The organism is Clostridioides sp. ZZV14-6345 (genome assembly GCF_020657775.1).
Lineage (GTDB): Bacteria > Bacillota > Clostridia > Peptostreptococcales > Peptostreptococcaceae > Clostridioides > Clostridioides difficile_D.
On sequence record NZ_JAGWCX010000011.1, the window covers coordinates 60,520 to 72,319 of the forward strand.

Annotated in this window: 11 protein-coding genes; 4 read left to right on the forward strand and 7 right to left on the reverse strand. The window is 25.8% G+C overall.

Features of this window, described 5'->3' with window-relative positions; all coding sequences use genetic code 11:
- Positions 1–262 precede the first annotated feature (262 nt).
- A complete protein-coding gene (locus KGF39_RS04575; RefSeq protein ID WP_227821382.1) occupies positions 263–829 on the reverse strand; it encodes a beta-class carbonic anhydrase in 567 nt (188 codons plus the stop codon).
- Positions 830–1,519: 690 nt separating this feature from the next.
- Here KGF39_RS04575 and KGF39_RS04580 point away from each other — a divergent pair.
- The 3 genes from KGF39_RS04580 to KGF39_RS04590 all read left to right on the forward strand — a co-directional run bounded on the left by KGF39_RS04580 (position 1,520) and on the right by KGF39_RS04590 (position 3,024).
- On the forward strand, positions 1,520–1,858 hold the full coding sequence (locus KGF39_RS04580; RefSeq protein WP_227821383.1) for a helix-turn-helix domain-containing protein: 339 nt from the start codon (positions 1,520–1,522) through the stop codon (positions 1,856–1,858).
- A gap of 21 nt (positions 1,859–1,879) precedes the next feature.
- Entirely contained in the window at positions 1,880–2,197 is a 318-nt protein-coding gene (locus KGF39_RS04585) for a helix-turn-helix domain-containing protein (protein ID WP_227821388.1), read from the forward strand.
- A 149-nt stretch (positions 2,198–2,346) separates the two neighbouring features.
- On the forward strand, positions 2,347–3,024 hold the full coding sequence (locus KGF39_RS04590) for a hypothetical protein (protein WP_227821384.1): 678 nt from the start codon (positions 2,347–2,349) through the stop codon (positions 3,022–3,024).
- 550 nt (positions 3,025–3,574) lie between these two features.
- Here KGF39_RS04590 and aroD read toward each other — a convergent pair.
- Positions 3,575–4,342 carry a type I 3-dehydroquinate dehydratase gene (gene aroD, locus KGF39_RS04595; protein WP_227821385.1) on the reverse strand — a complete coding sequence of 256 codons (768 nt, stop codon included), beginning with the start codon at positions 4,340–4,342 and terminating at the stop codon, positions 3,575–3,577.
- A 437-nt stretch (positions 4,343–4,779) separates the two neighbouring features.
- Between aroD and KGF39_RS04600 the strand changes: the two genes are divergently transcribed.
- Positions 4,780–5,412, forward strand: a complete 633-nt coding sequence (locus KGF39_RS04600; protein ID WP_054274179.1) for a CatB-related O-acetyltransferase — start codon at positions 4,780–4,782, stop codon at positions 5,410–5,412.
- Positions 5,413–5,616: 204 nt separating this feature from the next.
- Here the strand turns inward: KGF39_RS04600 and KGF39_RS04605 are convergent, their stop codons facing one another.
- From KGF39_RS04605 to asrC, 5 genes are all read right to left on the reverse strand, one after another.
- Positions 5,617–6,486, reverse strand: a complete 870-nt coding sequence (locus tag KGF39_RS04605; protein ID WP_054274180.1) for a radical SAM protein — start codon at positions 6,484–6,486, stop codon at positions 5,617–5,619.
- Between the two features lie 96 nt (positions 6,487–6,582).
- Entirely contained in the window at positions 6,583–7,440 is an 858-nt protein-coding gene (locus KGF39_RS04610) for an alpha/beta hydrolase (RefSeq protein ID WP_054274181.1), read from the reverse strand.
- Between the two features lie 214 nt (positions 7,441–7,654).
- A complete protein-coding gene (locus KGF39_RS04615; protein WP_054274182.1) occupies positions 7,655–9,673 on the reverse strand; it encodes an FUSC family protein in 2,019 nt (672 codons plus the stop codon).
- 274 nt (positions 9,674–9,947) lie between these two features.
- On the reverse strand, positions 9,948–10,724 hold the full coding sequence (locus tag KGF39_RS04620; protein ID WP_227821386.1) for a formate/nitrite transporter family protein: 777 nt from the start codon (positions 10,722–10,724) through the stop codon (positions 9,948–9,950).
- A gap of 57 nt (positions 10,725–10,781) precedes the next feature.
- Positions 10,782–11,753 carry a sulfite reductase subunit C gene (gene asrC / locus KGF39_RS04625; protein ID WP_107595834.1) on the reverse strand — a complete coding sequence of 324 codons (972 nt, stop codon included), beginning with the start codon at positions 11,751–11,753 and terminating at the stop codon, positions 10,782–10,784.
- Positions 11,754–11,800: the final 47 nt, after the last annotated feature.

Below are 11,800 nucleotides of genomic sequence, written 5' to 3' on the forward strand. Positions count from 1 at the left end.
TTATTTTACTATATCGTATACTTTTTTTCAATATATTTATAAAAAATTCATATAAATTTCATTTATTAAATGTTTTTACATCATATAGTTATAATTTTAATAAGTAATAGTAAGATTTTTAATTAGTCAGCTACTTATATTTTTATTGTAAAGCTTCAAATAAACCCTTTCATATCTTTCCAAGCAAAAAAATTGTCCCAAAATAAATTTTGAGACAACACCCTATTTAAGTAGTATATTTCTTATATAATACTATAATATCCTACTTATCTTCATATCCATTTACAACAACATCTAACTTTCCAGTCTCTGGTGATATGATTAGTCCATGTACAATAATCCTATCTGGAATCAAAGGATGTCCTTTTATTAAATAAATACTATCTTTTACAGATTCTTCTGCAGAATCAAATCCATGTAACCATTGTTTTGTATCAATGCCAGCACTACGAAGTGTAAGTATCACATCATTAGATATTCCCCTATCTAAAATTTTACTAAGCAATTTATCTGTATCAACATTACACATACCACATCCATGGTGTCCTACAACTATAACCTCATCTACATCAAATTCATAAATTGCAACTAGAACACTTCTCATAATACTTCCAAAAGGATGCATTATAGTAGCTCCTGCATTTTTTATTAGCTTCACATCTCCATTTTTCAAATTCATAGCCTTAGGCAAAAGTTCAGTTAATCTTGTGTCCATACAAGATAAGACTACTATTTTTTTATTTGGATGTTTTGAAGTCACATATTGTTCATATTCTTTGCTCTCTACAAATGATTTATTATATTCTAATATCTCTTCAAGTTTTCTCATATGTAATCTCACTCTCTTTAAAAATTTTTTTATTATTATATCACTATTGAACTGCAATATATACATATATAATTTAATTTATATTTATTAAGTATTTTTATAAAATTATTACTCTACTGTAAATCTTACATATAACTTATGTTTATAAGTATTTACATATTTATTTTTTTATAATCGAAGCTAGTATTATATATTTTCATTATTTATTTAATTAAATATTTTTTTGAAATCTTATTCAAAAAATTCTCACTTATAATTACTTTTTTATTTCACTTCTATATTATTAGATTTAAAAATATTGACATTACTAATGGAATAATCAAGCTTAAAATACTCATCAAAAAATTTTCTAGATACATTAATTATTCAACACTATGAAATCTAAAATTATTTAAATTTTCAAAATATATTCCATGTATATAATATGTAATTGTAATAAAAAATGCTATAATTAACATATTATTATTTCATTTTATCATTGTAGTATGGGTATGAAATTACGAAAAATATTTGTCTAGTTGAAAATATGATTTATTCGTATTTGTTTATTGTAGATACAGACTATGCAAAATAAATAGTACTTATTTCAGTATATAAACATATATAGTCTACATTTAGACCAAAAAAGCATAAATAGTCTATATAAAACAGCTTAAACTATGAATATAATCTAAGGTGGAGGGATAATAATTGGCAAATATTGGAAAAATAATAGGAGATAGAATAAAAGTCTATAGAACAAAATTAGGATATAGTCAAGAATTTCTTGCAGAAAAGGCAGGTTTACACACAACATATATTGGTCAGATTGAAAGAGCTGAAACAAATACATCTATCAGTATTATAATGAAAATTGCTACTGCTTTAAATATACCACTGGAATTGTTATTTGCAAATATTATTACAGCAGAAGGCATTGATAACTCTATACCTTTAGAATGTTATGAAATGATTAATAAATTAACTAAAAAAGAACAAATTGCAATGTTAGAGTTAATAAAATGTATCATTAAATATAAAGAAATATAAGTGAGGGAAATAGTGAAAATAATGAATTACATAGGTAAAAGACTTAAAGAAGAACGTAAAAAAGCGAATTTAACTTCAAAAGAGTTTGCAAATATGGTTGGAGTATCGCCTTGGTATATAACTCAAATCGAAAGTGGTAAAAAAAATCCAAGTCTTAAAACATTCATAAAATTTGTAAGTGTATTAAATATCTCTGCAGATGTTCTTATAAAAGACATTACTCCCATTGGAAAGACCTATTTAGAAAATGATATAAACGAAGAGTTAAAACGCTTAAATTCAAGAGAGTTAAATCTGATATTACAAATTATAGATACCATAAAAAAGAATAGAATATAATTCTTTATATTTTATATAAACAAAAAGGTTATTTGAAATAAATAACCTTTTTTTGTCTTTTTGTGTTAACATTGTCTTATAGTGCTAATGAGTACTATTAGACCATGTTCTGTGGCCTTATTTTAATATAAAACGATTGGGGATAAGCTATGATTGTGATTGAAGGTAGCGATAAATTTAAGATTGCAAAAGAATATATTGATGTAGAATATACTCTTTTTATCAAAGTAACTTTCAGGTATAAAAAGTTGAAATTTAAAGATAATACTGAATTGAAAAAAATTAAAATGTTTAAATATGAGAATGACTACATACCTAATAAATTAAACCTTTCTTTGAGATATGAGTTTTGTTCTTATAAAAAACAGATACTTAGAGAAACTGTGGACACTTTAAGATTGACAGAAATTTTTTCAAGTGACAATATAGAAGATATTAAATTTATAAAAGATGATACAAAAAAACTAGAAATTAGCATAGAGAAAGTTGTAAAATTTAAACGTCGAAAAAACAGAAATTATGTTTGTTGTTATTGTCCTGATATGTATAAAGACATAAAACTCGACAAGGAATCTATAAATAAAATATATAACAGAAAAATAAAAATTGAAAAAGAAGTTAATATTTTTGAAGATGAAGATGTTCTAATAAACAAAAAAGTATTTAAATTTCCAAAATCTTGGACAAAGAATATGCAAAAATATTGGTTAAACGAAAATAAGTATCCTATATATTCTAGTGTCATTGATGATGATAGGTATAAATGTTGTAACGTACAATATTCAAAAAATAGAGTGATAATCTTATATTACATATATAATTTTTAGAGTACATGATTATAAAAAAGTAAAAAGAATGACAAACATAAATAACACAAATTTTACATCTAAAGGTACATAGTATTAAAATGCACTATAAAAAATAACAAAGTGTAAAATTGCTTATATAGTCTAATATGTTTCTATATCAAAATTTTCACTTTTTCAATATATATCTTCTAATTTAGATAAAATCGTCATTATTGAAACTTACTGTCTATAAATAACAGAAATATTAGCATATTATCTATAATCTAATATTTAATAGTTTTTAATGGCATATTTTAAATATGCCATAGTTGATTTATAAGATTTCCTACAATCCAAGTTCACTATATAACATCAGACAACATCATTTTCTATAATTACTTTCAGAATACATACATTAAATAGTTACTTTTCAGATATCACGTAATTACCTAATTTAAATTTTACTATCTGAAAAGTTTTTTATATTTGATTTATACATCTTAAAGAGTATTCACTTTTCATTAGATATACATAATGTAAAAACATACCAATAAACACTATCCAATATTACTTTTCAGCTTTAATTAAACTAGTTAATACTCTTATGCAATAAATTGAGTGCTGAGTTTAATTCTTTAAATGATATCTGCCCTGGTGCTGAAACATTTTTAGCTGCTCCAAAGGTCAACGCAGAACCAAATATTTCTCCACATAATCGACTTATAACTCCCACTCCTGACATTGACATTGTTACTATTGGTCTATCTGCATAAATTCTAAACATTTCATTTGTAGCTTCAAGTAGCACCAACACATCTTTTTCATTTTGTGGCATAACAGCTATTTTAGGTAAATCTGCCCCTAATTCCTGCATCCTACATAAACGAGATATAATCTCTTCTTTTTTTGGAGTTTTATTAAAATCATGATTAGATATAATTACTTTCACTCCTTTTTTATGAGCAAAATTAACTACTTCCTCTACAATTTCATCTCCTATAAATAACTCTACATCTAATAAATCTATTAAGCCTGTATTGGAAATTTCTTTATTCAAAGTAATATAATAATCTTTTGATATTAATTTTTCTCCCCCTTCTACTATACTTCTAAATGTGAATAATAAAGGTATATTAGATATGTAACTTTTTAATTCATAAAGAGTATTCTTAACTTCTTGAATATTTTCCACATTCTCAAAAAAATCAACTCGCCACTCTATAATATCTAAACATTCTTCTTTTAATTCTTTGACCTCTTTTATAATATCTTCTTTATTTTTTCCGATAATTGGTACACAAATTTTAGGTACACCTTCTCCAATATTAATATTTTTTACTTGCACTATCTTTTTCATATTCCCCTCCATAATTAGAAATCCCATAAGATATTTTCTCTTTTCTTCACAGTACTATTATACAGTAAAAATCCTATACTCTATAACAATACTAACTCAAAAATAATTTATATAAGCATAGTTCTACCATATCTAACATATCATAGTCAAATTACTATTAAAAATTAAGCATCTACTAAACATTAATATTATTCAAATTAAAAATTATTTTATATTAATGTAAATTAAATAGTTGCAAGTTTTATTATCTTGATATATAATCAATTAAAAATATAATTGTTATAAAATACTACATAGTTAAAAGTCTGTTTTTAAATACAAAATATATAGATTATAAATTGAAATATGGATACTATCTAAGGAGTGATTTTGTGAAGAGATGTATTGTAATAGTGGAATAGTCAAAGCACAACATATTACAAAGGAGAGATTTAAACATGACTATTCCAAATTCAAATAAAATATACCCAAGAAGTAATGATTATCAAACTGTGTATCTTAAAAATGTAATCACAAGAGAAAATATAGAAGTTGGAGATTATACAATATATAATGATTTTTATAATGACCCAAGAGATTTTGAGAAAAACAATGTATTATATCATTACCCTATAAACAATGATAAATTAATAATTGGTAAGTTTTGTTCAATAGCATGTAACGCAAAGTTTCTAATGACTAGTGGAAATCACACAATGAAATCACAATCTACATATACTTTTCCTATCTTTTATGAAGAATGGGGACTAGATGTCAATCATATAACTGATGCTTGGGACAATAAAGGAAATATTATAATTGGAAATGATGTATGGATAGGCTATGATGCTATAATTATGTCAGGTGTACATATTGGTGATGGTGCAATTATTGGAACAAGAGCAATAGTTACTAATGATGTCCCACCATATTCTATTGTTGGAGGAATACCTGCAAAGATTATAAAAAAGAGATTTAGTAATGATACAATTTCAAAGTTATTAGAAATTAAATGGTGGGATTGGTCATCAAAAAAAATTCAATCAAACATTCAGCATATTAAATCAGGAAATATTGATAAATTAGTTTAATATTTTGTGATTCTTTATCTTAAACTAGATTTTAATGATTCTCTTTATAAGAGCTTCTTTAAGACTTTAGTATTGTATTTAATATATTCAAAATTAATGCAATACTAAAATCAAAAATAAAAAGTAAAGTAACTTCACACGAAGTTACTTTACTTTTTATTATATATAAAATTATCCCTACAAAATATTTAATTTTTACAAAAACTACAGTCTTCTATATTCTTCTCTTTTTAGTTTTTGGTTACTTAGGTAGTAATCAATCTCATCAATTAGACGTTGTTTATCATCAGGTAATACACCTTTCAAGTTAGCATAATTTGATGCATGATTACTTCTAAATACAATTTTTTCATTGGCATCTATATTCTTTATCATCTCTTTAATTTCTTGTAACACAGCCTTATCTTCTAGTATTGTAAACTCTCCTGCCTTAAGTAAATCGTAAAGTTCAGTATTAGGTTCTACCATTAAACTAAGTACACCTACATAATCTGGTGAAATTGCTCCTAGCATTTTTCCTGTATCAACTGCATGCTGGTGTGTTTTTTTAGTTCCTCCAAGACCTGCTATTACAGTGGCTGATAATTTGATACCACTTTTTTTAACTTTTCTACCAACTTTTATTAATTGTTCACTACTAAATCCTTTTTTTATATCTTCTAATACTTCATTACTTCCACTTTCAAGACCTAGGTAAATCATCTTAACACCAAGTTTTTTTAACTCTTTAAGTTCCTCATCAGATTTTTTCTCTATAGACTTAGGAGAACCATACATAGTAACTCTTTCACATTCTGGAAAGACTTCTTTTATATATAATATTATATCTCTTAGTTTTTCCATTGGTATTATCAATGCATCTCCATCTGCTAAGAATATTCTTTCTACATGTTTATAATGTCTTCTAAATATATCAATTTCATTTTTTATTACTTCTAGTGGCTTTATTTTAAATTTTTTAGATTTGTACATACTACAAAACGTACATTTGTTGTGAGAACACCCAAGTGTGACTTGTATTATAAGACTATAAGCCTCACTTGGTGGTCTATAAAGTGGCATATCATATTCCATATTAAAATCCCCCTTGTAATTAAATCTTCATTCTATTATACTATTAATATTTACTTAAAATAATACTTTATATAATTATAAATTTTAAGTTTTAGTTTAAGATATATCCTTTAAAAATTTAATAATACTATTAGCAGTAATATCAAGTTGTTTTTCTTGACTTATAATAGCATCATTATCTCCACTTTGCTTTCCATAATCTCCAAATTGCGCATGATTTCCTCCTTCAATCTCAACATAAGTTGTATCATCAGGGAGTTTTTGTTTTGATTCTACAAGACTTTTAAAATTGACTACGCCATCTTTACTTCCCCATATGGATATAACTTTTTTTCCTAACAGTTTCAGCTCATCCCCCATTGGATAAGAGGATAAAAATACAACTCCATCAATTAATTTATTATCACGTGCAAAATTTGCTGCTGCAACTCCTCCTAACGAATGACCTCCTATTACCCAATGTTCTATATTGTTGTAAGAATCCATAACTTTCTGTGCTTTATTGGTTCCAAGTATGGCTATATTAAGTGGCATCTTTACAATTACAACCTCATATCCACTTTCTGCTATTTTTCTGGCAAGTGGTGCATAAGATTCTATTTCTACTTTAGCTCCTGGGTAGAAAATTAAACCCTTAGAAACTTTTCTTCCTTTTGGTGTAAATGAAATATTTTCCTTTACTGTTACTTCAACTTTACTATTACTGACTAGAGCTTCTTTTGCTAGTTTTTGAGGTTCATATGTTTTGTTTATCCATATGAAAAAACCAAGCAATATCAATACAAATAGTATACCTATTCCCTTAAATATTTTATTCTTTATGTTAAATTTTTTATTATTATTTTTATCATCTTTGTTTTCAACCTCATCATAAAGTAAAGGTCTCTCAAGTTCCATAGTTATACTAAATGTATCATATTTCTTATTACGCTTTACCTTTACATCTTTACTCATAAATCTAACCCCCATAATATTTGAATACTATTATAGTTTATCCTAAGTAAATTGTTTTTTCAACCAATGAAAAAAATCAATATTTTAACTATTTTCATATAAAATTCATAAACATATGATTTTTGTTTTTTATATAATATTTTCTTTTAATATTCTATAAAAGAAATAGTCATATACTTTATTTTAAATATATGACTATTCTATAGTTTAATATCTAGGCTGCTTCTTTTATTGAAACTCTAGATATATTGCTTATTCTATACATTTCTTTAACACCATTTAAAGTTTGTAACAAATTTAGACAAATTATCTTGTCTCCTAGACTCTTAGTATTTTCAATACTCTCTAAAATTATCATTCTTCCTTCATCATACTTATCTGCATTGTAATTTGAAATATAATCAGTATCTCTCAATATTTTTTCTATATCTTCATCTTCAATCTTATTCTGATTAATATTTATATATAAATTATACATATTACTTATTAGTAATCTCTGATTTTCTAGGAAATCTTCTTGATTTTTATCTTTATATATAGCATTTATCAACATAAGTCTATCTTCAATAAGTGATGGCACTAATAATAAATTCTTTATATAGTAAACGTCAGTCACATTTTCTATAGAATTATTTACTTCATCAATTATATTCTTAACTATTCCTTTATACATGTCTATAACATGTTGATAACCTGTTTTAGCATCATATGGTAATATAAACTTATTTACTATTAATGCAATAATTGCTCCTAATGCCACATATGAAATTCTACTTATAGTTAAAACATTTGGGTCTCCCATAACTACTGCTGAACCAAGAGCTGAAACGGTTACACACATTATTAATTTCCTATAGTCAACTACATAAGAATTTATATATCCTGCTAAAAGAACTATTAACGACCTTAGTGTACTATCTTTTATTATTGAAAATAATACAATAAATATTATAGCTCCTATAAGTGTACCTTCTATTCTTTTTCTAGACCTTTGTATACAATTTTCCGCATAAGGTTGTGTTAATGAAAACACAGTTAACATTATCCATCTCCCATCTTTTAGGTGGAAATAATCCATAATAAAACCAGCTATAGCTGTAGCTAACGCAATCTTTATTGCATAAGAAAATCTTATAGAATTTAAATTAAAGTTTTTCTTGTATATTGATAGTCGTTTAAATTCATGAGGTATCTTTGATTTTCTTTCAGCTCTCTTTTCATCTCTTGATTTTACTTTTTTATAATCTACTAAAAACTCATATAAATTTTCTAACACGCTATAAATTTCTTTTAAATTTATATTTTTAGTATTTTGAGCAATAACATAATCTCTAAATCCTAATATCTCCTTATCAGTTATCGTATCTTTATTTTCTAAACACATCTTAATATAGTTTACTTCTTTAGTTACTACAGCTAAAACATCTACTTTACTATTAATGCTACTTTCTTCTAGAATATGTTTTATATCTTCATCTTCAAATTCCTTACTATCTTTTTTATATCTTTCCAGTATTAAACTTATTCTTTCTAATGAAAATAAAATATTTATTATATCTATACCTTTAATGCTGATATAAAAGTCATCTTTTCTATTATCAAAAATAACCATTTTCAGACTTTTGGATACAGAATTTATTCTATAATTACAGCTATCTATTTTTCTCATATTAGATTTACTTATAGAATTATCATCATTAATAATATTTTTTAAAAGGCTAATTTTTTCTAACAATTCATCACATATAGATATAAGTTCTTTATCTCCAACCTTTTTCATTCTATTTCTATTCATAACAAACTGAGCAACCATTATTATAACTGCACCAACAGCTAAGGCTGATAATCTCATAGGAAATTCACTTACTCCTACAGGTATACTTACCATAAATATATACATTAGACCAAAAGGTACATATACCGCTCTTTTTAGGTCATAACTAAATACATATCCTATTATAAATAATGCTATAAAATTTAATAAAATTCCTAAATACATATTTTGTACTGCAAAAAATGATAGTACTCCCAAAATTATATTTATTGCTAAATACTTTAGTAAATTTTTAATTGGAGAAATAGTTAAATCTCTTTCTAAGAGTGTTAACATAGCTGTTACTATACCTACACCTATAAGTGTGTTTTTACTTCCAAATAGATATATAAATATAGAAATAAATGCTATTATAAAAATAAACAATTTTGTTTTTGATATTACTAGTTTTTTTGTCATCATATCCCCCCTAAAAATTTCAACAAGACCAATTTTATCATATTTATTGCCTTATTCAAAATCAGCTTTTTTACGGTAGGATTCTAATTTTTATGCATGTTTTTCAATATATAGTTCACATTACAACATATTTTATTGTATGTATTCTCTATATAACTTCATAAGCTTCCATATCTTTTTTCTTTCAAATATTTTTTAAAAAAAATAAAAATAACTCTCTCAATAATACTAAAACTGTATTTATTAAGAGAGTTATATAATTTATACAATAAATTTAGTTAAGTTTTTCTTTACCCAATATATAAGTTCCAAGTCCCATAAATAAAGCTCCTCCAACAATATTTCCAAGTGTCACAGCTACTAAATTATAAATAGCTCCTCCAATAGTAACTGTACTTATTGCTGGTGAAAATAATGAAACACTATAAATTGTCATATTTGCTACACTATGCTCAAAACCTGATGTTATAAAAGCAAATAAGCATAAGAATATCATAATTATTTTTGCAGTATCACTATTAGTTCTAAACGAACATAATACCGATACACATACTAAAATATTACATAAAATTCCTCTAAAGAAAAGAGCTGTAAATGGCATAGATGCTTTACTAGCTGCTGTATTTGCAAAAAATTCAGCTACAGGTCCTTTGTCTACTAGACCAGTTCCTACAAATATAAGACCTAAAATCAAAGCTCCGATTAAATTTCCTACCCAACTATATACCCATATTTTAGAGGTATCTTTTATACTTACCCCCTTATTCAACATACCAGCAGACATAACCATATTGTTTCCAGTAAATAATTCTGTTCCTGTCATTATAACCAAACTAAGTGCTATTGCAAATGATAACCCCATTACTATCTTAGTCATAGGTGAACCTGCATCAGTCAAAATTCCTCCAATAGTAAATATCAAAAGTATACCTATACCTACATAAAGTCCTGCAAACGCAGAAGATACCAAATACTTTACTTTGCTCGTGTTCAATAAATTTATCTTATTTATAGCTGCATTAGTTAATTTATCCAAAGTCTCTTTATGCATAATTCCCTCTTCCTTCTATTAGATTTTTAATTTATTTAAACATATGTTTTAATTAATTTATAGATATTTAACTCCACTCCAGTATATATTTTCGTGCATTTTAGTTATTTCTGGAAGTTCAACACCTTCAAGTGCCCATTTTTTAAATTCCATAAATCCTGTTCTATCAATTATATACCCTATATGTTCTTTTCCTCCTGGTGCATCTTTATCTATATACTTTTCTACATATTTGTAAGTATTAAGTATTATCTTTATTATGCTATCCTCATCTGCCCATAAAAGAAAATCTTCTGCTAGTCTAGGATTTTTCTTTCCTGTTCTACCCATTATAGCCAATCTATAGTATTTTTTCTCATCTCTAGTCCATGCATTTGTTGGGCAATTTAGTACACACTCTCCACAGCCTATACACTTATCTCCATCTCTTACTACTTTATTATTTTCTGTCTTTAATGCTCCAACAGATATTTTAGAACATTTTTTTACACATGCTCCACAATTTACACATCTATCTTTTTCATATATAGGTAAAGCCATACCAATAATTCCAAAGTCATTCATTCTAGCTTTTATACAATCATTTGGACATCCAGTTAAAGCTACTTTAAAATGTAAATCATTTGGGAATATAGCTTTTTCTATTCTTTTAGCAAATTCAGTTGTATTATACTGAGCTTTTGGACAGACTTTATTTCCTATACACGCTGCTATATTTCTTGTACCTGCTGCTGGATAACCCGCATTTTTCTCACTTTGATTTATATTCATTTTTTCAATAACAGGTTGTATAATTTTATTTATTTGTTCCATATCTTCCATATCTATTCCCAGTATTTCAAATCCCTGTCTTGTAGTTATGTGTATCTGTCCATTACCGTATTCACTTGCAATTTTAGAAACCACATTTAAACTCTCAGGGTCAATAAGCCCTCCTGGTATTCTAACTCTTAAAGAAGTCTCATATTTTGTTTTTGTAATCCTATAAGCATTTTTCATTACTTTTTTAGTATTTAAATCTCTTATCACAAATTTCGCCCCCTACTGAACCTCCCATGACTAAAGTCACAGGGTTC